The following is a 22829-nucleotide window of genomic DNA, read 5'->3' as shown; positions in this document are numbered from 1 at the left end:
AGCGATTTGCGTTTTTGTGGCGGCAATGGCCGATCAGCGCCGCAGGAAACGCCCCAAAGCCCACCGCTGCCGCTGCGCGGGCTGAGGTACTGAAATCCCTTCGAGAATCAGGCGTCGGCCAGGATGCGGCTGATTTTCGGTTGCTCCTGGGGCACGGGAAGCGTGATGACGGCTCGCCACGCATAACCGCGGGCGATCTCCTCGAATTCCAGATTGCCATCGAAACGACCGGCCATATTGGCCAGAACGTAACGAAGATTGGCGCGGGGCGTGACGTGAAAACGGGTGAGCCATGCCTGCAGAAGAGTGCGGAACCACTTCGGCAATTGCTCCTGCTGGCCGAAATCGACGATATGCAGGGAGCCGCCGGGTTTCAGGGCCGTGAGCGCCTGTTCGATCGCCTTTTCCCAGTCCGGTATCATGGACAGCGCGTAGGGGATCATGACGCGGTCGAAACCGTCGGGCTGACCGAATTCGGCGGCACGGAAGGCGGTGGCGTCGGCCACGCGCAGAAGCGGACGCTCTGCCTTGCCGGCAAAATTCTCGGATGCGGTCAGCAGCATTTCGGCGGAAATATCAAGGCCGAACAGTCTGGCCTGGGGAAATTTGCGGCTGGCCAGCAGCAAGTTGCGGCCGGTGCCGCAGCCGACTTCCAGCAGCGTGCCGCCCTTCGGCACGTCGAGACTGGAAATGGTCCTGTCGCGGCCGAGCAGGTAATATTTGCGGGTGATATCGTAGATATGCCGCTGATGGCGATACATGCGGTCCATCAGGCCCGCATGCGCGCTGTCTGCAAGGCCCACATTCTCGCCGATGGTTTTCATGCCATAGCCCTTTGATAGATATGGAAGCCGCCATAGATGGCCGAGCGGTCCATGGCGTTCAGCTCTTTCGAGCGCTCTTCGAGGTAGACCCACTGGTTGCGGATGTCGGTGGAGAGCCGGCCTTCGATGACGCTTTTTTCGGCGGCGGTGCGGAAGATGACGCGCGCGCCGGCAGCGGCGGTGCGGCTGATCTGCGACCATAATTCGTTGAGCTGCGCGTCCGTCATCCAGTCCTGCGCGTCGAGCAGGATATAGCGGTCGACGGCGCTTGCCGGTTTCTTGGAAAGAAGCTCGGTATAGGTGGCATGATGCACGGCGACGCGGGCGGTGTTGTTGCGGATCGTTTCGTAATATTCCGGCTTGAGATAGGCGGGCAGGGCACCCTCATGCGGTTCGGGATAACGGCGTGCGAAGGCCTGCCAGGCGAAATAATTGTCGCTGAGCGGGAAGTTGCAGGCAAGCTTTTCCAGCCTCTCCTTGAGCACGGCGGCAACCGTGCCGTTTGCGGACAGGCTTGCGAGCTCGTCATATTGGCGGGGCGGAATGCCGAGGCCGAACAGCGAGCTTTTGCGCTTCGTCAGCCAGCGCACCACCGGCTTGTCGAACAGCGGTGCGACCTTGCTGTCGAAGAACTGGCGCTGTTCGTCCAGTGTACGGCTGTTGGCCATTTCGGTGAGTTTTACGCCGTGCAGGCGGGCCATGAGGTGGCCGGCGCCGATGAAACGGCCGAGCAGACCGGTGCGATAGATATTCCGGTCAAACACAGAAATGCGGCGGCGGCCGGTCAGCGTGCGCTTCGACCAATAGGCCTTGGTCGTATCGTCGAGGTGGTCGGCGATGAAACGGTCATAGCCATGGCTGTTGCTGCGGGTATTGGCGCGGCCGAAGTGGCGCACGACATCCTGATGGGCGGGAAGGTGGCGGAAGGCGGCGAGCTTCAGCTTGTTGAGGGCGATGTGATGCGGGTTCAAATCCACGACATCGATGCTGGCAGGGTTGCGGGAGAGATAGGCCAGCATGTTGCAGCCGCCGGAGCCGATGGTGACGATGCGGTGACCTTCGCCAAGCTCCATCGCTTCCATGTCGATTTCCGGGTCTTCCCAGATTTGAGGGTAGACGAGACCGGAAAAAAGAACTCCGAAGAACCGTTCGGAAAGGCCGCTTTTCGAGAGTGCCTTGTGCTGGAGCAATGCGGACTTCAGTTTCGTGTTTTTGCTGAAGCCGGTCTTGGGTGCCGCACTCGTCATATGTTCACCTCTCAGTCGATTGAGAGGCCTCTACAGCCGTGACGCTACAGTTTGATGACAGGGCCTGTGGGCTGAGGCAGGAATCGAAAAGACGATGGGAAAGCGGACGGTGCCCCGGGTTGATGGCCAAGGTCCGTCATGCAAGCCATCCCCGGTTTTGAGCCGAAGAATCAAAGCCCGTTGCAATGGCAGGTTCCCGGGGCAGGCCCGAGGGTGGCGGAGGTGTTGTTTTCGAGGCTTATGGGCGGGCGTTCCGGCAGACCGCTCCTATTTGAACGGCATTCCCGGAACAGCCTGAAACCATTATTTGCGCAGAACGTGCAGCATGCCCTTGCGCTTGGCGTCGTAATAATAACCGCGCGCATAAAGGCGGACCGCGTTGTCGCGGTTGTTATCGGCGACAAGCCATGCGCCGCGCAGGTATTTGACGGCATATTTCAGGTTGGTTTCGGCATCGAACAGGCCAGACGCCGGGCCGTCGAAGCCCATGGAGCGGGCCGTGGCGTGCTTGATCTGCATCAGGCCGAAATGGCCGCCATTATAGGCGCCGGGATTATACATGCTTTCACGCTGCACCACGCGGTGTACCAGATCTTCCGGCACGTCATACATGGTGGCGTATTTGGAAATCAGCCCGCTCAGCTTCTCGCGTCCGGCTGGCGCCGATCTGAGCGGCGCCGTCATCGTTTCGTTCTGCCGGATGGCGGCAAGGGCGGCATTGGTGGGGCCGGCGGCATAGGCCAGAACCGCGCTGTCCGGCTTCGGCAGCGGAACGACCTTCCGCTCCGCCGTCAGTTCGGTGCCGATGGAGGGTGAACCGGGCGGTGGCGGCGCGGGCGGGAAGCTGCCCTTGACGGCAACCACCTGCGGCAGGTCTGCGGCGGCATTGTGGGGTGCGGACTTTGCCGCCATGTCAGCCGTTTCGATCGCGGCTGCGGCCGGAGCGGCGCCTGTCGGTGCGAGAGCCGCGGCCGTGGTCGGCGCAGATGTCATCACGGTGGCCTGCGCCATCTCGTTCTGTTGCGGTTGCATCTGGGCAGAGATGGCGGCCGCAGCGGCGATTTCGGATGCCGGCGGCAGTGCGACGCGGCCGCCCTTGACGGCGACGGCAGTCGGAAGTTCCGCAGGGTGAGAAGAGGCTTCGGCGGTCTGCGTTGCCTGTGCGGCCGGAGCGACGCCGGCCGGGGTCTCTGCCGTTGCCGACTGTGCGGCCGGCTGGCCGGAAGTGGCGGGGTGAACCGTGGCGATCTTCGGGCCGTCAGGCCCTTCCTTCGCGGTATATTCGATGCTGGTGCATCCGGCCAATGCCAGTGCCAGGCCCACGGTGGAAGACAGAAGAAGTGTCCTTCTTCCGCGGAATTTGCCCGAATTTCGCATGTTGCCGCCTTCGTTATGCCTGTCTTTCGATACCCCCGCGTCGAGCGAAGCAGGCAGTGTCCCGTCGATCCTTCATTAACCTATTGTAAGGAAAGCGGCAAGCCGGGAGTAATCTCCTGGTTTTTCAGGCCGCAATGCGCCTGTATCCGGCGCTGACGGCACGGCCGGAAATGAAGTGGGTACGGTATTTCGGCCTGATTTTTTTCTCGCCCGACATGCGGCGCACCAGCGCCAGCGTCGAGGCGGCAAACAGCGCCTGCGCCGTCAGCATGGCAAGTGCCAGCAGCAGGATTGCAGCCTGCGCCATGGCGAACGTTTCAACGGTGTTGCCGGAGGTGGAAACGAACTGTGGCAGCAGCGCCAGAAAGAATGCGAAATAGCGCGGGCGCAGCGCGGCGATGGCGTAACAATCGCTGAAAATGCCGATCCATGATTTGCCGGGTAGATTGTCGTTGTCGGCATTGGCTGCCTGGGCGGCGGGCGTGGCGAAGGTCCACAGGAAAAACAGCATGAGCCAGCCAATGCCGGCCCATTGCACGATTTCAACGAAGGCTTGCGGCAGATAGGTGAGGCCGGCCACCGGAATGGCTGAAATCGTCATGGCCGTGACGATGCCGAGGCCGCCGCCGCTGACAGAGGCGAAAATCGTCTTCCTGCCGCGAATGGCGGCATAGGAGGCAACAGAGAATACAAGGGGAGAGGGAAGTGCGAACACAACGGCACATGCTGCACAAAAAATCAGCCAGGCCTGTCCAGACATTCTCTTCCTCCTTGCCCTCCCTGTCGCCGTCTTATTTTAGACTATCGTAAAATCAGGCCGCTGTGAACGGCTGACCGACGTGTTCCATCACTTCGGTAAACCATTTTGCAGAGAGGTCGAAATGCTTTCCACCCTTGATACGCGGAAACTCGATGGTCCGCAATTTGCCTTTCTGGTCTTCGTCATGGCCGGTAACGCCGGAAACCTTGTTGAGGGCGCTTTCGACGGCGAGATCGACCATGCCCTGGATGAGGCGCAGGTCCTCGCCGTTGGCGGCGGCGGAACGGGCGAAATAGCCTGATTTCTGCACCATGGAGCGTTCGGCGCCGATGAGGCTCGCGAACTGCTTCTGGAACCAGCCACCGACATTGATGGTGTCGATCTTCACATGGCCGAAGGCATCGCGCTTGACAGCTTCGCCGGACGCTTCGCGTTCCGCGACGATGGAATCGAGGCCCGCACCTTCCGACACGAACAGGGTGACATAGCCGTTCCTGTCCATGATCTCTTTCAGACGCTCGGCTTCCGCTTCGATGTCGAAGGCCATTTCCGGCAGATAGATGCCGTCGATGTTCTTCATCTGCGTGTTCATCATCAGACCTTCGACATATTCATTGCCGCTGGTCTTCTGGATATAGGCGCGGGCGGTGGCGGCCGTCAGCCAGCCGCAATGGCGGCCCATGACTTCGTGGATGACGAAGGTCTTCGGCGCCGCACTCTGTTCGTTGCTGACATTGTCGAAGAAGGAGGCGCCGACTTCGGCAGCCGTCCAGGCGCCAAGCGACTGCTTGATCGGTACAACGTCATTGTCCACCGTCTTCGGCAGGCCGACGACGGTCAGGTCGTAACCGTTGGCGCCGAGATAGGCGGCGAGGTCGGCGGCCGTCGTGTTGGTGTCGTCACCGCCGATGGTGTGGAGAATGGTGATGCCGTCTGCGGCCAGCCGTTCGGCGGCGACGCGCAGCGGATTGTCGCCTTCCTTGACGAGGCCACGCTTGGCGCAATCGGCGGCGTTGGTGAGCTTGACGCGGCTGTTGCCGATCGGCGAGCCGCCATAGCGGTGCAGGAGATGCGCCTTCTCCCGCATGTCCGCCGTGATCTCGATACGGTCGCCGAGAAGCACGCCCTGATAGCCGGAGCGATAGGCCACGATGTCGATTTCAGGCGCGATGTCGCTATAGCGCTCGATCAGGCCGCCAACGGCCGAAGAGAGACAGGGCGCAAGGCCACCCGCGGTCAGCATTGCGACTTTCTGTTTGGCCATCATGGCTCTCCTTTTCACGTATACCCAAAGACATGTCTGGCAAATGGATGCGACAGCCGCGTGTAGGTGTAAAGTGAATTTATGAAGAAAAACGCCGATTTCTCGCGGTTTTTCAGCGGCTTGAGGAAACCCGCCGAATATAATCGTTTCAATCCGCGTCGAAGCCGCCACGCGCCCATGTCCGATTGCAGCGCCTGTGGAAAACCTCGGTTGCGCCGTTTCCCGCGCTCTTGTTCCTGAAGCAAAACTGTCGCAAAGATGAATAAAAGTTAATGCCGCTGGCCCCCTCGACATATTGCATTCGCGGCGATATCCCGTCATGCTTGTCGCCATGATGTTCGATTTCGCCTGTCTGCAAATTTCATCCCTGTGGGAACGGCTGCTCGGCGCAATCGGCGACGCGGCAGGCGGTGCGCTTGGGCGCGTTGTGGAAGCCATCCGCACCCTGTTCGAGGGTGACCCGGAAACACGCCGCAAAGTTTCCTTCTCCGTGGCGATCATCGCGCTCTCCGCAAAGATGGCGAAAGCCGACGGCGTCGTCAACGATGCCGAGGTGCGCGCCTTCCGGCAGATATTCGATTTTCCGGAAGAGGAAGCCAGGAACGTCGCCCGTCTTTATAATCTTGCCCGTCAGGATGTCGCCGGTTACGAGGCCTATGCGGAGCGGCTCGCGGGTCTGTGCGGTTCCGGCCATGACAATTGCGAGATGCTGGAAAGCGTCATCGATGGCCTGTTCCATATCGCCAAGGCCGATGGGCTGATCCACGAGCGGGAACTGGCTTTCCTTGGCCGTATCGCGGAAATCTTCCATATCACCGAAGATCACTTCGAAACGATCATGGCGCGGCACGTCCACATGGACGGGCGCGATCCCTACCGCGTACTTGGCGTTTCGCCTTCCGACGATTTCTCCGACATTCGCAAACGTTACCGTTCGCTTGTTGCCGAGCACCATCCGGACAAGCTCATCGCGCGCGGCGTTCCCATGGAATTGCATGCGGCGGCGAATGAGCGTATGGCGGCTCTTAATGCCGCCTATGCGGCCATAGAGAAAGAACGCCGCGTCGCATGAGTGAATGTCTGCCGGATTTTACCCCGGATTTCGGGGGCGCGGCCGTTGCGCCTTCGCCTAACCATGGCGAAAGGCTTGATGTGGCCGGGCCGGATATCATTCTTCTGCACTATACCGGCATGACGACCGCCGATGGCGCGCTGTCGTGGCTCTGCAATCCGGAAAGTCAGGTCTCCAGCCATTATTTCGTCTTCGAGGACGGGCGGGTTGTTCAGCTGGTTCCGGAAACCCGCCGTGCCTGGCATGCGGGCAAGAGCGTCTGGGCAGGGCATGAAGACATCAATTCCCGCTCCATCGGCATCGAAATCGCCAATAAGGGTCATCCGGGCGGTCTGCCTGAATTCCCGAGGGAGCAGGTGGCGGCCGTCATCGAATTGTGTCGCGATTGCGGCCAGCGATGGTCCATCGCGCCTGAAAGGGTGCTTGCCCATTCGGATGTGGCGCCGATCCGCAAGGTCGATCCGGGTGAGAAATTCCCGTGGGACATCCTGTCGCAGCACGGTGTCGGCCATTGGGTGGAGCCCGCGCCGATCCGCGGCGGCCGCTTTTTCCAGCGTGGTGACCATGGTCAGCCCGTCGAAGCACTTCAGTCGATGTTGTCCATTTATGGATATGGCGTTGAAATTACAGGCGCTTATTGCGAGAAAACCGAAGGCGCCGTTGCTGCCTTTCAGCGGCATTTCCGTCCGGCTCTGGTGGATGGCATCGCGGATTTTTCCACCATCGACACGTTGCACCGGCTGATTACCAGCCTTCCGAAATTTTCGGTCGCCTGAAGGCAGATTCTGGAAAAGCGTTCCCCGTTTTCCGGCTGTTCAAGTCGCTTTTTTTGTTGTGCCACAGATAATCCGCATTGAAGAAGTTTAAGAACGTCACTGCATGCGGTGACGTTCTTCAGGGGAACCTGCCGTCAATATCAATCAAGGAGACTGGACAGCGGAAAGTCGGGATCGACTTTCCGGGCGTTGAATATTTGTGTCGCTTCACTGTTACCGTCATCCGATCTGGAGACTTTTTCTACATATGAACAGGGTTGTTGTTGCTGTTGCAGCGGGTGTTGTTATGCTCGCTTCGCAGGCGGGGATTGCTTTTGCCAAAGACGAGGACGTCAAGACCAAGACCGTGACGCTGGAGACCTTCTTCCGCAAGTCCGGTTATCCCATTCCGGAAAAGAGCCTGCCTTCCTCCCTCAGGAACGATTATTCCGATCTGATCGTCAAATATGCCAAGCGTTACGGCGTTCCCACCAATCTGGCGCATGCCGTGGTTTCGGTGGAAAGCAAGTTCAACCCGAAGGCCCGCGGCAGCGCCGGCGAGGTCGGGCTGATGCAGATCAAGCCGGCAACGGCGCGCATGATGGGTTTTCGCGGTACGACAAAGGCGCTCTACGATCCCGAGACCAATATTCGCTGGGGCATGCAATATCTGGCAACTGCCCATCAGCTTGGCGGCGGCGAGGTTTGCGGCACGATCCTGCGGTATAATGCCGGCCATGGCGCCACGCGCATGAACCCGGTGTCCAAACGTTATTGCGGCAAGGTGCAGGCGCTGCTGGCCGGTTGAGACCTGCGCTTATCTTTTCCGGAAGCCTTTCCCGGAAAAGCGGCGCCGTTTTCCGTCCGGAAATGCGACCGCGCCCCATGGTTTTGCGAAAAGCGATTCCGGTTCGCGCTGGCATGCTGTAGTCAGGAGCAAATCTGATACGGAGCATGTCATGCCGGATTTCAAATATATCGTGGTCGGGGCCGGGATGATGGGGGCTGCGGCTGCGCGGCACCTTTCTGCGCAAACGGAAGGTGTGGCGCTGATCGGACCGGGCGAACCCGCCGATCGCAAGAGCCATAAGGGCGTGTTTTCAAGCCATTACGACGAAGCGCGTATCACCCGTGGGTTTGATGGCGACCCTGTATGGGCGGAACTCGCGCAGCGTTCCATCCGGCGTTACGCCGAGATCGAGGCCAAGAGCGGTATCCGCTTCTTTACCGAAGCCGGCTGCCTGTTTACCGGAAACGGCAAGGGGCTTGCGGGAGACTATGTGTCGCGGGCGCTTTCTTCGGCCGGTCGTCTCGGTCTTGGCGTGGAAACGCTCGGTGCCGATGCGCTGACTGGCCGGTTTCCGATGTTCGCGCTGCCTGCCGGTCACGGCGGCTACTTCGAGGCCCGCAATGCCGGCCACATCAATCCCCGCGCCTTGGTGAAGGCGCAGTGTTCTATTGCCGGGGCGCAGGGCGCGCATCTGGTGCGCGAAACCGCAGCGCATGTTCGCGATACCTCGCATGGCGTCGAGGTGATAACGCGGGAAGGTACTGTCCACACCGCTGAAAAGGTCATTGTGGCCGCAGGTGGTTTCACCAACATGGCTGAGCTTTTGCCTTCGCCGGTCGACATGGCGGCCACCGGTCGCACAATCGTGTTTTTCGAGTTGGATGAGGCAAGGCAGGTGATATTCGGCACCATGCCATCGACCATCGTGCTGGCGGAGACGGAGGATGACATCGTCTACATCCTGCCGCCCGTGCGGTATCCCGATGGCAAGGTCTATCTGAAGATCGGCGGCGAAAGCGAGAAGGGCAGGCTTGAGACGCTGGCCGAGGCGGTGGACTGGTTCCATTCCGACGGTACGCCGGGTGAGGTGGCATTCCTGACGAGGAAGGCCCTGTCGTTGATGCCCGAACTTGCCGGCTGCCCCGTGACTTCCGGCTCCTGTGTCGCATCCATTACCCGCAGCGGTTATCCCTATATAGGCTATACACAATCCTCCAATATCGCAGTTCTGACGGGTGGCAATTTCGTCTCCGCCAAGTCTTCGGATGAGATCGGGCGACTGGGTGCCGTGCTGCTTGCGAGCGGTCAACTGACCGAGGATGAATTCGCGGCCGAAATGTCGCCGGTTTTCGTCTGACATCCTTCTGCGAAGCGGCTACAAGGTTGCTACTGAACAGGGTGGATGAAGAGGGGCGGCATGTCGGGACATTTCAACTATATCGTCGTTGGTCGCGGCATGATGGGTGCCGCCGCCGCCCGCCATCTGGCGGAAACGGTGGATGGCGTGGCGCTGATCGGCCCCGGCGAACCTGCCGATATCAAATCACATCAGGGCGTTTTCGCCAGTCATTATGATGAGGCGCGGATTACCCGCACCATCGATGGTGATGCCGACTGGGCGCTGCTCGCCAACCGCTCGATTGCGCGTTATGCCGATATTGCCGCGAGAAGCGGCGTGGAATTTTACGCGCCGGTCGGTTGCCTGATGGTGGGGCCTCAGCGGGGCGGCGGCAATCCCTTTATCGATGATGTTCTCAAGGCAGCGACGCGGCTCGGTGTTTCGACGGAATTGCTGGATGGCGCAAACCTGAAAAGCCGGTTTCCCTATTTCTCTTTCGAGCCGGGCTGCGAAGGCGTCTTCGAAAGGGACAATGCCGGATACGTCAATCCGCGCGCGCTGGTGAAAGCACAGGCGGTTCTGGCGGAAAAGGCCGGCGTCACGCTGATCGACGATATCGTCGTCTCGACGCGGGAAGAGGATGGCCGGGCATCGGTGCGGACGGCTTCCGGTGCGGTTTATACCGCAGACCGGGTGCTGGTGGCGGCCGGCGGTTTCTCGATCACGAAAGACCTGCTGCCGCAGCCGGTCGCGCTCAATGTCTATGCGCGGACCGTCGCCTTCTTCGAGATTGATGAAGCCGATCTTGGGCAATATGCGGCCATGCCGTCGCTGATCTACGAGCCGCGCGACACCACGAAACATATCTATCTTTTGCCGCCGGTGCGTTATCCCGATGGCAAGTTCTATCTGAAAATCGGCGGTGATCCCGACGACAAGGCGGTCGGCAGCGACCCGGAAATCCGGGAATGGTTCCGGTCTGGCGGACGTGAAAGCGTGCGGGATCATCTTTCGGCCATCGTCGAAACACTGGTGCCTTCCGTCGATCTCTCGCGTGTCTCGATGGCCGCCTGTGTCGTCTCCAAAACCCGGAGTGGTTATCCCGCCATCGGTTTTACCGCCTCACCGCATATCGCGGTTCTCACCGGCGGCAATGGCACCGCGGCAAAGAGTTCCGACGAAATCGGGCGGCTGGGTGCCACGCTGCTGCGGGATGGAAAAATCGCCGATCGTGCTTTCATGACGGATTTCACGCCGGCATTTCTTTGATCCTTGATTGCGCTTTTCGGTGGCTTTCGCTCCGGAACATGGTTATGCAGCCCATGCCAGTTGGCCGGGCAGCCGCGCTTTACCAATGTCGAAAGACGGTAAGGTGAGGAAAGTCCGGGCTCCACGGAAATACGGTGCCGGATAACGTCCGGCGGGGGTGACCCCAGGGAAAGTGCCACAGAGAGCAAACCGCCATGCTTTGCATGGTAAGGGTGAAAGGGTGGGGTAAGAGCCCACCGCGCCGCTGGTGACAGTGGTGGCAAGGTAAACCCCACCGGGAGCAAGACCGAATAGGGATGACACGGGATGGGCGAAAGCCCGTTCACAGCCGGTTTCCGGGCCCGTCATCCGGGTGGGTTGCGAGAGGCGGCATGCAAATGCCGTCCCAGATGAATGGCTGCCACGTTCCGGGTCAAACCGGGGCCATACAGAACCCGGCTTACAGGCCAACTGGCGAATTTTCCTCAATATATGCAGCGGTCCTTCTGGATGCCGGGTCGCTTTGACCAATGCGCGAAGATGTATGATTAAATCATATGCCGTGATATGAAAGGCTAAGGAACGAAAGGCAGAACCATGCGCACTACCCAGGCTTTCAGCATCACTCTTCCTCTGGATATGGCCGAGATGGTCAAGGCAAAGGTAGCCTCTGGTGAATATGCGACGGAAAGCGAAGTTATTCGTGATGGCCTGCGCACCCTGGTCGCACGCGATGCAGCTGTGGAGCGTTGGCTGCAGGAAGAGGTCGCAGCCGCATACGATGCCCACAAAGCCGACCCGGACCGTGCGAAGCCGCTCAATGAAGGTATGGCTGAGGTGAAGGCGCGGATCGCCAAGGGCGAAGGGCGCACTTAGCATATTTCCACTTCATCTCCTTGTTTTTTAAATAATTCATAATGCAAAGCCGCTGCAGATTTTGCTGGAATTGCTTAAATGAAATATTACGTCGTTCGTTTGTCCCCTGAAGCGCAAACCGATCTGGTGCAAATCCACAGCAATGTTGTTCGCAAATCTGGCTCAGCTGTCACGGCGGATCGGTATATTGAGCGTGTTGGTGCTTTTCTCGCGTCGCTGAACGTATTCCCCGAGCGTGGCACGGTGCGCAATGAGGTGCGATCAGGGCTGCGCATAATCGGTTTTGAGCGAAGTGCCAGCATAGCCTTTGTCGTAGAGCACGATGATGTGGTTGTTCTCCGCGTCTTGGTCAAAGGTCAGGAGTTCGAAGGGGAGGCGCAGAGCTTGTGGCAGGGAGAGCCGGTCGCCGCTTCGCCCGATTGATTTTAGGTATTTTCGAATATTGGTGTTTGTTCTACCGCGTGGGAACGCAGAGGCGTTCAGTCACACTCTTGTTTCAAAAAAGAAAAACGTCAATTTCACCGCATTTTCATGTGCCGTGAAAGCGCATCTGTGCGCCCGAAGTAAACCATTCGTTAAACTTAACGGCTTATGAATTTCCGATGCGAAGTCGGTATCGTGCCGGCTTCTCCCATTGACGCCCATAGTGTCCCATGATATCCCAAATGCACACCACACTGGGTCGTGTTTTTGACCCGCAATCGCTGAAACGAGTGAGGAGCCTGCAAGGGGCTGCTGCAGGGCATGTTGCCCTGGCGCTTGGCGACGTGTCGTGCGTACCGGTGTTTTCTGTGGGGCGGATGGTTCGCCTGGCGGATTGCGGTTTGGGCGAGTTGAGTAATGGACCGCTTTTTATCGAACGTGACGAACAGGATCGACGCCAAGGGGCGCGTTTCGGTTCCGTCTCCGTTTCGTTCGGTGCTGGTGAGGCGCGGTATCCAGGAGCTTTATTGCCTTCAGGATTTCGCTTTCCCGGCAATCAGTATCGGCGGTCCGGATTTGCTGGAGCGCTACGAGCGGCAGATTGCGTCGATGGATGCCTTCTCGCCGGAGGCGAACGCGATGTCGCTGCTGGTTCACGGCGGCGGTGTCTTCATGAAGCTCGACCAGGAAGGTCGGTTGATGGTGACGGATTTCGTGCGGGAATTTACCGGCATATCCACCGAGGTCACCTTCGTCGGACGGGCGGATCATTTTCAGCTTTGGCAACCGCAGGCGTTTTTGGGCGCGCAGGCGGAAGCAAGAGCGGGGCGCGGTTTTTCGGCTGCTCGCCCCGCATAGGACGGGGACACGGAATGGCGGCGAATTCTGGCGGGCGATCTTCTGATGCCGATGGCGGACCTCAGCGTCACATCCCTGTCCTGCTTCGCGAAGTCATTGCCGCGCTTGAACCCGCATCCGGAAAGATCATCCTTGATGGCACTTTTGGTGCCGGCGGCTACACCCAGGCCATTCTCGATCAGGGTGCCAACGTCATCGCGCTCGACCGCGATCCGACCGCGATAGCTGGCGGTCAGGCGATGGTTGCCGCCAATGGCGGCAGGTTAAACCTCATTCAATCACAATTTTCCGATCTGGCGAAGCATGCGCCCGAGGGCGGTCTTGACGGCGTCGTACTTGATATCGGCGTTTCCTCCATGCAGATCGACGAGGCAGAGCGCGGCTTTTCCTTTCAGAAGAATGGTCCCCTCGATATGCGCATGTCCGCCTCCGGCGTTTCGGCGGCGGATGTCGTCAATCGTGCGAAAGTCGGTGATCTGATCCGCATCTTCGGTTTTCTCGGTGAGGAAAAGCAGCCGGGCCGCATTGCCCGCGCCATCGAGAAGAGGAGGGCGGAAGAGCCCTTCCGCACCACGCGTGATCTCGCCGGTCTCATCGAGATCGTCACGCCGCGCAAGGCGAAGGACAAGATCCATCCCGCGACTCGGGTGTTTCAGGCGCTTCGGGTTTTCGTCAATGATGAACTCGGCGAGTTGGCGCAGGCGCTTTTCGCTGCAGAGCGGTCCCTGAAGCCCGGCGGCCGGCTGGTCGTCGTCACGTTCCATTCGCTGGAAGACCGCATCGTCAAGAAATTCTTCTCCGACCGTTCCGGCAAGGCCGCCGGTTCCCGGCATCTGCCGATGGTCGAAGACAAGCCTGCCATTTTCGACAATATCGGCAAGCCGATGATCGCCGCCAGCGACGCGGAGGCGGAACTCAATCCGCGTGCCCGGTCAGCCAAGCTGCGGGCCGGTTTGCGCACGACCGCGCCAGCGCGCGCGGCGGATTTTTCGATCTTCGAGCTTCCCGATCTCGCCAGCCTGGAAAAGATGGGAGGCTGATATGCTGCGCACTTTCGATGTCATCTTGATGGGGGTCATGGTTGCTGCGGCCGTCGTGACCTATTCGATCAAGCACAAGGCCGATTTGAAGCTCGAAGAGGTCCGCAAGCTCGAGGCCGAAATCAAGCTCGAGAAGGATACGATCGATCTGTTGCGGGCCGACTGGGCGCTGCTGACGCAGCCGAACCGTCTGCATCGCCTCGTCAACGCCTATCAGGACGAGCTTGGCCTTTCGCCGACGCTGCCCACGCAACTGGCGCAGCCGCGTGAGTTGCCCATGCTGCGCTCGCAATTGCCGCAGCCGCCTGAGCCGGAAGGCATGAGCGTCGAGGATGTGATTGCCGCCGCCGTCAACGGTTCCAGGCCGGGCGCGACGCTTGGCGCAGCCACCAAAAAGAAATCGCCGCCGGCAGGCCAGATAGCCGCCAATGGCGCCCCGGTTCCGACGCCGAGGGCCCGCGTTTCCCGTCCCCCAGCGGCTCCGGCCGTCTCCGCCGTCGCCGGTGATGAAACCGATGACATGGATGACACGATAACAGGATCGGTGAACCGCTGATGTCTTTTCTCTCCCGCGTCATGGTTTTGAAGAGCAAGGCCCATTTTTCCGCCAGCACCACCGGCGTTTATACCGATCATGCGGCTTTCGAGGGTGCCCGCAAGAAGCGTGCTGCCCAGGCGAAAAGCCGGGTCGGTCTGATCATTTTCGGTTTCGTGGCCTTTTATGCCGTCGTGGGCGGGCGTCTCGTACAATATGGCATGGCGGAACAGGAAACCGTTTCGAGCATCGCGCCCGCAGACCGGTTGATGGCGTCGCGCCCGGACCTTCTCGACCGCAATGGCGAGGTTCTCGCCACCGACATCCGCACAGTCTCGCTGTTTGCCGAGCCGCATCGCATCGTCGATATCGACGAGGCGATCGAGAAGCTGCGCACCGTTCTGCCTGATCTCGATCAGCGTGGCACCTATCAGAAGCTCACCTCCAATTCCCGCTTCCAGTGGCTGCGCCGTCAGTTGACGCCCAAGCAGCAGAGCCAGATTCTGGCGCTCGGCATTCCCGGCATCGGCTTCCGTCCGGAAAAACGCCGGTTCTACCCGGGTGGCCCGACGGCGGCCCATGTGGTCGGCCACGTCAATATCGACAATCGCGGCGTGGCGGGCATGGAACGCTACGTTGACAGCCAGGGCCTCGCCGATCTGACGGCGCTTGGCATGACCAGCGACCAGCCGCTGGAACCGGTGAAGCTTTCGATCGATCTGCGCGTGCAGTCCATCGTGCGTGAGGTCGTGACTTCGGCCATTGCCAAGTTCCAGGCAATCGGCGCCGGCGCTGTCGTTCTGGACGTGCACACGGGTGAAGTTCTCGCCATGGCCTCGGTACCGGATTACGATCCGAACAACCCGGCCGAAGGCGCGAAGGAGGGCTGGCTCAACCGCATGTCGAACGGCACGTTCGAAATGGGCTCGACCTTCAAGTCCTTCACCATCGCCATGGGCCTCGATTCGGGCCGCGTGCGTCTGGGTGACAGTTTCGATGCCCGTTATCCGATCCGTATCGGCGGTTTCACCATCAAGGACTTCCATGGCAAGAACCGTATTTTGTCGGTGCCGGAAATCTTCCAGTTTTCGTCCAATATCGGTACGGCCAAGATCGCCGATACCGTCGGCACCGAAGGCCACAAGGAATTTCTGACAAAGCTCGGGCTTTTGACCCGCATGCAGACCGAATTGCCGGAGGTGGCGCTGCCATCGCAGCCGCGTGAATGGAAGAAGATCAACTCCATCACCATTTCCTTCGGTCACGGTGTTTCGACGACACCGCTGCAGACGGCGGTTGCCGGGGCGGCACTCGTCAATGGCGGCAAGCTGATCGAGCCGACCTTCCTGCCGCGCACCCGCGAACAGGCGGATCTGGTGGCCAAGCAGGTTCTGAAACCCACCACCAGCAAGGACATGCGTTTCCTGTTCGAATGGAACGGTGTGAACGGATCGGGCCGCAATGCGCGCGTCGACGGTTTCAACGTCGGCGGCAAGACCGGCACGGCAGACAAGGTCGTCAATGGCCGCTATGTCCGCGACAAGAACTTCAACGCCTTCCTGTCAGCTTTCCCGATCGACGACCCGCAATATGTGGTGTTGACCTTCATCGATGAACCGAAGACGGACAAAGGCAATGGCGCGGCGCTGGCCGGCACCTCCGCAGCGCCGATGGTGCGTGACATCATCGCCCGCACGGCGGCGGTGCTGGGTGTGAAGCCGAAGTTCGGCAAGGATGGCTCGGCCTTGCTCGTGTCTTATTGATTGTTAGAGCTTATGATGTTCCGGCGATTCGCGCCGGGGGGACAAGACGGACACAGTCGATGAATTTGCGAGATATATCCGGAAATGCGTTTCCGGAATTGAATGAATTGCTCCTGTCTGGAATAGGGGCGGTCGAAATCGGGGGGATAACCGCAGACAGCCGCAAGGCTCAGCCCGGCAGTCTGTTTGTGGCGGTTGCGGGCACGAAGGCGGATGGTGCGGCCTATGTGAAGGACGCGGTTGCCAAGGGCGCGGTTGCTGTCGTTTCCGGTCATGCGGTGGAGGCCGATGTGCCGGTGCTGGTCGTCTCCGACCCGCGGCTCTATCTTTCGCTCGCCGCCGCCCGTTTTTATGGAAAACAGCCGGAAATCATGGTTGCCGTCACCGGAACGGCGGGGAAAACCTCCGTCGCTTCCTTTGTGCGGCAGATATGGGCCTTTGCCGGCCATGCGGCCGCGCAGATCGGTACGACGGGTGTCATTGCGCCCGACCGCGAGGATTACGGCGCGCTGACAACGCCTGACCCGGTGACGCTGCATGCGCTTCTGGCCGAGCTTGCCTCCGAAGGCGTGACGCATGCGGCGATGGAGGCTTCGAGCCACGGCCTCGACCAGCGCCGTCTCGATGGCGTGAAGCTTGCGGCGGCCGGTTTTACCAATCTTGGCCGTGACCACATGGATTATCATCCGACTGTCGAGGACTATATGGCCGCGAAGATGCGGCTGTTCGACACGCTGATGAAAAAAGGCGCGCCAGCGGTGATTTTTGCGGACGATCCGTGGTCGGAAAAAGCAATCCAGGCGGCGCGCAAAGCGGGCCTCGATGTGCGAACCGTGGGCCGCAAGGGCGATTACCTGACGCTGAAACGGGTGGAGCATTTCCGTCATAAACAGATGATCGAAGTGCATCATGACGGCGTGATTCACGAAGTGGATATTCCGCTTGCCGGCGATTTTCAGGTGGCCAACGCGCTTGTGGCGGCCGGTCTTGCCATGTCCACCGGCGTTTCCGCCACTGTCGCGATGAAGGCGCTTGAAAAGCTGATCGGTGCGGCCGGCCGGCTGGAACTGGTGGGCCAGACGAAGAACGGCGCGCTTGCCTATGTGGATTATGCCCACAAGCCGGATGCGCTGGAAAATGTGCTCACTTCGGTCAGGCCTTTCACGTCGGGCCGTATCATCACTGTCTTCGGTTGCGGTGGCGACCGTGACAAGGGCAAACGCCCGATCATGGGTGAGGTGGCGACGCGGCTTTCCGACATCGTCATCGTCACCGATGACAATCCGCGCTCGGAAGATGCCGCAACGATCCGTTCCGAGGTCATGGCGGCGGCGCCGGGTGCACTGGAAATTGGCGACAGGTCGCAGGCGATCCACCATGCGGTATCGCTGCTTTCCAACGGCGATACGCTGATCGTCGCGGGCAAGGGGCATGAAGAAGGGCAGATCGTCGGTTCCGTGACGTTGCCGTTTTCCGATCATGAACAGGTGCGCACTGCACTGGCAGGGCTGGAAGGATCGAAGATTTGAGCTGGTTATGGACAGTCGCCGACATGATCGCCATCACGGCAGGACGCCCGGTGGGCAACCTGCCGACCGGAATCACCGGCATTTCCATCGACAGCCGGACGGTCAAGCCGGGCGAAGCGTTCTTCGCGATCAAGGGCGACCGGGTGGACGGTCATGACTATACCAGTTTCGCCGTTGCGAACGGGGCGGGTCTTCTGGTCGTGGCGGAGGGCAAGCTGCCGGCGCTCGGCCGGCTGACCGTACCGATGATCGTGGTGGAGGATGTACTTGCCGCACTCGGCAAGCTCGCCATCGCGGCGCGCGAAAGAACGTCGGCGCGCATCATCGCGGTGACGGGTTCCGTCGGCAAGACGACGACCAAGGAAATGCTGCGGCAGGCGCTTGCGCCATCCGGCCGGGTGCATGCGGCAGTCGCGTCCTTCAACAATCATTGGGGCGTGCCGCTGACGCTGGCGCGTATGCCGGCCGACACCGAATTCGGCGTTTTCGAAATCGGCATGAACCATTCCGGGGAAATCCGGCCGCTGGTGAAAATGGTTCGTCCGCACGTGGCCATCATTACCACCATTGCCCCCGCCCATCTCGGCAATTTCAAGGACATAGAAGAAATCGCCGCCGCCAAGGCGGAGATATTCGAAGGCCTGGAGGAGGGCGGCTCCGTCATTCTCAACCGCGACAATGCCCAGTTCGAGCAGCTTGAAGAGGCTGCGCAAGAGCAGGGTATCGAGCATATTCTCACATTCGGGCAGCACGCCAAGGCCGATTTCCGTCTGGCCGATTTCGAGAGCACGGTGACCGGTTCGACCATCTGGGTGATCCTGAACGGTGAAACCAGCGAATTGCAGCTGAATATTCCCGGCCGGCATATTGCCGATAACGCCATGGCGGTTCTCGGTACAGTTGCTCTCACCGGTGCCAATCTGGACCGCGCTTTCGAGGCGCTCGGCACGCTTGAGGCCGTGAAAGGGCGGGGCCAGCGCCACCATCTGGCGATCAATGGTGGGTCTTTCCTGCTGATCGATGAAAGCTACAACGCCAATCCGGCCTCCATGCGGGCGGCGATCGCCGTGCTGGCGGAGACTGAAACGCAGGGGCATGGCCGTCGCGTCGCCGTTCTCGGCGACATGCTGGAGATGGGCGAGTTTTCCGCGCAGCTGCATGAGGAGCTGGCCGGGCCGCTGCTTGCGGCCGGTATCGAACATGTCTGGCTGGCAGGCGAGGCGATGGCCGCTCTTCGCGATGCGCTGCCGGACAGCGTCACCGTCATCTGGTTCCCGACAACGGCTGAGCTTACCGATTTCGCCCTGCAATGGGTGCAACCGGGAGACGCGCTGATGGTAAAATCGTCACTTGGCCTCGGTTTCGGCAAGATTGTCGCCGCCCTGCTTGACAAGTATCCGGCATTCCCCGAGACGGAACGCCAAGTCTGAAATAGCCTTTTGAAAGGGCAAATATGCTGATCTGGCTCGTCGAACTGTCGGATAAAGTTCAAGTCTTCAACCTGTTCCGGTACATCACCTTCCGGGCGGGGGCGGCGATGTTCACCTCTGCGTTGATCGTCTTCCTATTCGGACCGGCGATCATCAACTCGCTGCGCGTGCGCCAGGGCAAGGGCCAGCCGATCCGTGCCGACGGGCCGCAGACGCATTTCAAGAAGGCCGGAACGCCGACCATGGGCGGGCTGATGATCCTTGCCGGTATTCTCGGCGGCTCGCTGCTCTGGGGTGACCTGTCGAATGTCTATGTCGTCGCCGTTCTGATGGTGACACTCGGTTTCGGCGCCATCGGTTTCTACGACGATTATCTCAAGGTCACGAAACAGAGCGACAAGGGTTTTTCCGGCAAGGCCCGTCTCGGCATCGAATTCCTGATCGCGGCGATTGCCGTGTTCTTCATGATGAAGATGGCGCTAGCCTCCGCACCGCATGGCGGCACGCTCGGCAGCTCCATCGCGTTTCCGTTCTTCAAGGAATTCGTGATCAATCTCGGCTATTTCTTTGTGCTGTTCGGCGCTTTTGTCATCGTCGGCGCGGGCAATGCGGTGAACCTGACGGATGGTCTCGACGGTCTCGCCATCGTGCCGGTCATGATCGCCGCCGCCACCTTCGGCGTGATCGCCTATCTCGCTGGCAACGCGGTTTTCGCCAATTATCTGCAGATCAATTTTGTGCCCGGCACGGGTGAGCTTGCCGTCATCGTCGGCGCAGTCATCGGCGCGGGCCTCGGCTTCCTGTGGTTCAACGCGCCACCCGCCGCCATCTTCATGGGCGACACGGGTTCGCTGGCGCTCGGCGGCCTCATTGGCTCCATCGCTGTCGCGACCAAGCACGAGATCGTCATGGTCATCGTCGGCGGTCTGTTCGTCATGGAGACGCTGTCGGTCATCATCCAGGTCTTCTGGTTCAAGCGTACCGGCAGGCGCGTCTTCCTGATGGCGCCGATCCATCACCATTTCGAGAAAAAGGGCTGGACGGAAAGCCAGGTGGTCATCCGTTTCTGGATCATCTCCGTTGGCCTCGCGCTGCTCGGCCTCGCCACCCTGAAGCTGAGGTGAGCGATGATCCCGGTCACGTCGTTCAAGGGTAAGAAGGTCGCTCTCTTCGGGCTCGGCGGTTCGGGCCTCGTCACGGCCCGGGCGCTGGTGGCCGGCGGGGCGGATGTCGTCGCTTTCGACGACAATCCCGACAGTGTCGCGAAGGCTGAGGCCGAGGGCATCGTAACGGCGGACCTTCGAACGATAGACTGGCCCTCGTTTTCTTCCTTCGTGCTGGCTCCCGGCGTACCTTTGACACATCCAAAGCCGCACTGGTCTGTGGACCTTGCGAAAGCAGCGGGCGTCGAGATCATCGGCGATATCGAGCTTTTCATCCGCGAGCGCCGCGCCCATGCGCCGGATTGCCCTTTCATTGCGATTACCGGCACCAACGGCAAATCCACGACAACGGCGTTGATCGCCCATATTCTCGGGGCATCCGGCCGCGATACGCAGCTCGGCGGCAATATCGGCACGGCGGTGCTGAGCCTCGATCCGCCGAGAGCGCAACGTTTTTACGTGGTCGAATGCTCGTCCTATCAGATCGATCTTGCACCGACGATCAATCCGACCGCCGGCATTCTGCTTAATCTGACACCTGACCATCTCGACCGTCACGGCACGATGCAGCATTATGCCGATGTCAAGGAACGGCTGGTGGCGGGCAGTCAAACGGCCATCGTCGGTGTTGATGACAGCCATTCGACACTCATTGCCGATCGCATCGAGCGCGCCGGCGTCAAGGTGGAGCGCATCTCCAAGCGCAATGTCGTTTCCGAAGGTTTTTATGCCGAAGGCAGCCGCATCCTGCGGGCACATGGCGACACGTCTTCGCTGCTCACCGATCTCGACGGTATCCAGACGCTTCGTGGCAGCCACAACGCCCAGAACGCGGCGGCGGCAATCGCTGCCTGCCTTGCGGTCGGTGTTTCCAAAGACGAGGTTCGCGCCGGTCTCAAATCCTTCCCCGGCCTCAAGCATCGCATGCAGCCGGTCGGCCGGCGCGGCAATGTCACCTTCGTCAATGACAGCAAGGCGACCAACGCCGATGCGGCAGCGCCCGCACTTTCAAGTTTCGACCGTATCTACTGGATCGCCGGCGGTCTGCCGAAGGCGGGCGGCATCGCCAGCCTTTCTCCGCTTTTCCCGCGCATCGCCAAGGCCTATCTGATCGGTGAAGCGGCGGCGGAATTTGCCGCGACGCTTGGCGAGGCGGTGCCTTACGAAATATCCGGCACGCTGGACAAGGCCGTGCAGCATGCGGCAGCCGATGCGGAAAAAGATGCGACGGCCGGCAATATCGTGATGTTATCCCCGGCTTGCGCAAGCTTCGATCAATATAAGAACTTTGAGATCAGAGGTGATTCGTTCGTCGCGCAGGTCGCGGCGCTCGATGGCATGACGATGCTGGTTGACTCTGGAAAAGGGGGCTGAAGGCCATGGTAAGCCGAGTTGATCGCGGTCCGGTCGCAGAGTGGTTCTGGACCATCGACCGTTTTTTTCTGGCGGCGTTCGTCGCGCTGATGGGCATCGGCCTGATGCTGTCCTTTGCAGCGTCGCCCGCGGTTGCCGAGCGTATCGGTCTCAACAGTTTCTTCTTCGTCGAGCGTCAGGCGATGTTCATGGTGCCGTCGCTGGCGATCATGGTCGGCCTTTCCTTCCTGTCGCCCCGTCAGGTGCGACGCGTGGCGGTCATCATGCTGATCGTCTCGCTGCTGATGATGATTTTCGCGCTGTTCTTCGGCATCGAGGTCAAGGGGGCGCGGCGCTGGATTTCCATCGGTACGTTCTCGATCCAGCCGTCGGAATTCATGAAGCCGGCCTTCGTTATCGTCTGCGCCTGGCTGTTTGCCGAACGGGCGCGCCATCCTGAAATTCCCGGCAATCTCTTCGCCATCATCACCTTCGGCATCGTGGCGGCGCTCCTGATCGCCCAGCCGGACTTCGGCCAGACGATCCTGACCTCCGTGGTCTGGGGCGGCATGTTCTTCATGGCCGGCGTACCGTGGTTCTGGATCATCATGCTCGGTGGCGTCGGCGTCGGCGGCATCATCTCCGCCTATCTGATGTTGCCGCACGTCGCCGGCCGTATCGACCGTTTCTGGACCGGCGAGGGCGATACATTCCAGGTGGATACCGCACGTGAGGCCATCATTCGCGGTGATTGGTTCGGTCGCGGACCGGGCGAGGGCATCGTCAAGCGCATCATTCCCGACAGCCATACCGACTTCATCTTCTCGGTTGCGGCGGAAGAGTTCGGCATCGTCTTCTGCATGTTCCTCGTTGCGATCTTCGCCTTCATCGTGCTGCGCGGCCTGTCGCACGCCTTCAAGGAAAAGGACGATTTCTGCCGCTTCGCCGTGGCCGGTCTGGTTCTGCAGATCGGCATGCAGTCGATGATCAATATTGGCGTCAATCTGGAGCTGATGCCCGCCAAGGGCATGACGCTGCCTTTGATTTCCTATGGCGGTTCGTCAATGATGGCGATCTGCGTGACCGCCGGTTTCCTTCTGGCGTTGACACGCCACAGACCCGAAAAGCGGGCGCAGGAGCGGAGTTTCTTCCGCGTCGGTTCCGGCGTTCCCGCGGAGTAAAC

21 protein-coding genes and 1 other RNA gene are annotated in these 22829 nt (G+C 60.3%); 17 read left to right on the top strand and 5 right to left on the bottom strand.

Going from position 1 to position 22829, the window contains the following annotated elements:
• Positions 1–107: 107 nt before the first annotated feature.
• The 5 genes from JZX88_RS08235 to JZX88_RS08215 all read right to left on the bottom strand — a co-directional run bounded on the left by JZX88_RS08235 (position 108) and on the right by JZX88_RS08215 (position 5472).
• Complete coding sequence (locus JZX88_RS08235; RefSeq protein ID WP_161991708.1) at positions 108–824, bottom strand: class I SAM-dependent methyltransferase; 717 nt, start codon at positions 822–824, stop codon at positions 108–110.
• Positions 821–2071, bottom strand: a complete 1251-nt coding sequence (locus tag JZX88_RS08230) for a DUF3419 family protein (RefSeq protein WP_065113781.1) — start codon at positions 2069–2071, stop codon at positions 821–823. The genes JZX88_RS08235 and JZX88_RS08230 overlap by 4 nt, the downstream gene beginning before the upstream one ends.
• Positions 2072–2374: 303 nt before the next feature.
• Positions 2375–3448, bottom strand: a complete 1074-nt coding sequence (locus tag JZX88_RS08225; RefSeq protein WP_206913239.1) for a lytic transglycosylase domain-containing protein — start codon at positions 3446–3448, stop codon at positions 2375–2377.
• 124 nt (positions 3449–3572) lie between these two features.
• Positions 3573–4208: a LysE family translocator gene (locus tag JZX88_RS08220; protein WP_206913238.1), complete on the bottom strand. Its 636-nt coding sequence runs from the start codon at positions 4206–4208 to the stop codon at positions 3573–3575.
• A gap of 52 nt (positions 4209–4260) precedes the next feature.
• A complete protein-coding gene (locus JZX88_RS08215) occupies positions 4261–5472 on the bottom strand; it encodes a pyrophosphate--fructose-6-phosphate 1-phosphotransferase (RefSeq protein WP_110760246.1) in 1212 nt (403 codons plus the stop codon).
• A 331-nt stretch (positions 5473–5803) separates the two neighbouring features.
• Here JZX88_RS08215 and JZX88_RS08210 point away from each other — a divergent pair, with 331 nt between their 5' ends.
• From JZX88_RS08210 to ftsW, 17 genes are all read left to right on the top strand, one after another.
• Positions 5804–6544: a DnaJ family molecular chaperone gene (locus JZX88_RS08210; RefSeq protein WP_065116014.1), complete on the top strand. Its 741-nt coding sequence runs from the start codon at positions 5804–5806 to the stop codon at positions 6542–6544.
• Positions 6541–7320: an N-acetylmuramoyl-L-alanine amidase gene (locus JZX88_RS08205; RefSeq protein WP_065113777.1), complete on the top strand. Its 780-nt coding sequence runs from the start codon at positions 6541–6543 to the stop codon at positions 7318–7320. Before JZX88_RS08210 ends, JZX88_RS08205 begins: the two co-directional genes overlap by 4 nt.
• A gap of 247 nt (positions 7321–7567) precedes the next feature.
• Positions 7568–8107, top strand: coding sequence for a lytic transglycosylase domain-containing protein (locus JZX88_RS08200; RefSeq protein ID WP_206913237.1), 540 nt, complete (start codon positions 7568–7570; stop codon positions 8105–8107).
• A 151-nt stretch (positions 8108–8258) separates the two neighbouring features.
• Entirely contained in the window at positions 8259–9446 is a 1188-nt protein-coding gene (locus JZX88_RS08195) for an FAD-dependent oxidoreductase (protein WP_206913236.1), read from the top strand.
• A gap of 60 nt (positions 9447–9506) precedes the next feature.
• Positions 9507–10697 (top strand): FAD-binding oxidoreductase, encoded by a 1191-nt coding sequence (locus JZX88_RS08190; RefSeq protein ID WP_206913234.1) that lies wholly within the window; start codon positions 9507–9509, stop codon positions 10695–10697.
• A 56-nt stretch (positions 10698–10753) separates the two neighbouring features.
• Positions 10754–11155, top strand: an RNA gene (rnpB, locus tag JZX88_RS08185) — RNase P RNA component class A.
• Positions 11156–11273: 118 nt separating this feature from the next.
• Positions 11274–11552, top strand: a complete 279-nt coding sequence (locus JZX88_RS08180; RefSeq protein WP_065113773.1) for a type II toxin-antitoxin system ParD family antitoxin — start codon at positions 11274–11276, stop codon at positions 11550–11552.
• Between the two features lie 78 nt (positions 11553–11630).
• Complete coding sequence (locus tag JZX88_RS08175; RefSeq protein WP_142857009.1) at positions 11631–11975, top strand: type II toxin-antitoxin system RelE/ParE family toxin; 345 nt, start codon at positions 11631–11633, stop codon at positions 11973–11975.
• Positions 11976–12392: 417 nt separating this feature from the next.
• The gene (gene mraZ / locus JZX88_RS08170) at positions 12393–12833 is read left to right on the top strand and encodes a division/cell wall cluster transcriptional repressor MraZ (protein ID WP_110760178.1); all 441 of its coding nucleotides are present in this window, start codon (positions 12393–12395) and stop codon (positions 12831–12833) included.
• A 14-nt stretch (positions 12834–12847) separates the two neighbouring features.
• Positions 12848–13873 (top strand): 16S rRNA (cytosine(1402)-N(4))-methyltransferase RsmH, encoded by a 1026-nt coding sequence (gene rsmH / locus JZX88_RS08165; RefSeq protein ID WP_110760179.1) that lies wholly within the window; start codon positions 12848–12850, stop codon positions 13871–13873.
• A 1-nt stretch (position 13874) separates the two neighbouring features.
• Positions 13875–14429: a hypothetical protein gene (locus JZX88_RS08160; protein ID WP_206913232.1), complete on the top strand. Its 555-nt coding sequence runs from the start codon at positions 13875–13877 to the stop codon at positions 14427–14429.
• Positions 14429–16171: a penicillin-binding protein 2 gene (locus tag JZX88_RS08155; protein WP_065113768.1), complete on the top strand. Its 1743-nt coding sequence runs from the start codon at positions 14429–14431 to the stop codon at positions 16169–16171. The genes JZX88_RS08160 and JZX88_RS08155 overlap by 1 nt, the downstream gene beginning before the upstream one ends.
• 59 nt (positions 16172–16230) lie before the next feature.
• The gene (locus JZX88_RS08150) at positions 16231–17700 is read left to right on the top strand and encodes a UDP-N-acetylmuramoyl-L-alanyl-D-glutamate--2,6-diaminopimelate ligase (protein WP_206913231.1); all 1470 of its coding nucleotides are present in this window, start codon (positions 16231–16233) and stop codon (positions 17698–17700) included.
• Positions 17697–19130: a UDP-N-acetylmuramoylalanyl-D-glutamyl-2,6-diaminopimelate--D-alanyl-D-alanine ligase gene (locus JZX88_RS08145; protein ID WP_206913230.1), complete on the top strand. Its 1434-nt coding sequence runs from the start codon at positions 17697–17699 to the stop codon at positions 19128–19130. Before JZX88_RS08150 ends, JZX88_RS08145 begins: the two co-directional genes overlap by 4 nt.
• Before the next feature lie 23 nt (positions 19131–19153).
• Positions 19154–20254, top strand: coding sequence for a phospho-N-acetylmuramoyl-pentapeptide-transferase (gene mraY / locus JZX88_RS08140; protein ID WP_003494882.1), 1101 nt, complete (start codon positions 19154–19156; stop codon positions 20252–20254).
• Between the two features lie 3 nt (positions 20255–20257).
• Positions 20258–21667 (top strand): UDP-N-acetylmuramoyl-L-alanine--D-glutamate ligase, encoded by a 1410-nt coding sequence (murD, locus tag JZX88_RS08135; protein WP_206913229.1) that lies wholly within the window; start codon positions 20258–20260, stop codon positions 21665–21667.
• Positions 21668–21672: 5 nt separating this feature from the next.
• The gene (gene ftsW, locus JZX88_RS08130; protein ID WP_065113764.1) at positions 21673–22827 is read left to right on the top strand and encodes a putative lipid II flippase FtsW; all 1155 of its coding nucleotides are present in this window, start codon (positions 21673–21675) and stop codon (positions 22825–22827) included.
• Positions 22828–22829 lie beyond the last annotated feature (2 nt).

The organism is Agrobacterium sp. OT33 (assembly GCF_017313365.1).
In the GTDB taxonomy this organism is placed as follows: Bacteria; Pseudomonadota; Alphaproteobacteria; order Rhizobiales; family Rhizobiaceae; genus Agrobacterium; species Agrobacterium rhizogenes_A.
The sequence above is the reverse complement of the archived record's forward strand: the minus strand, read 5'-3'. Positions and strand labels throughout refer to the sequence as shown.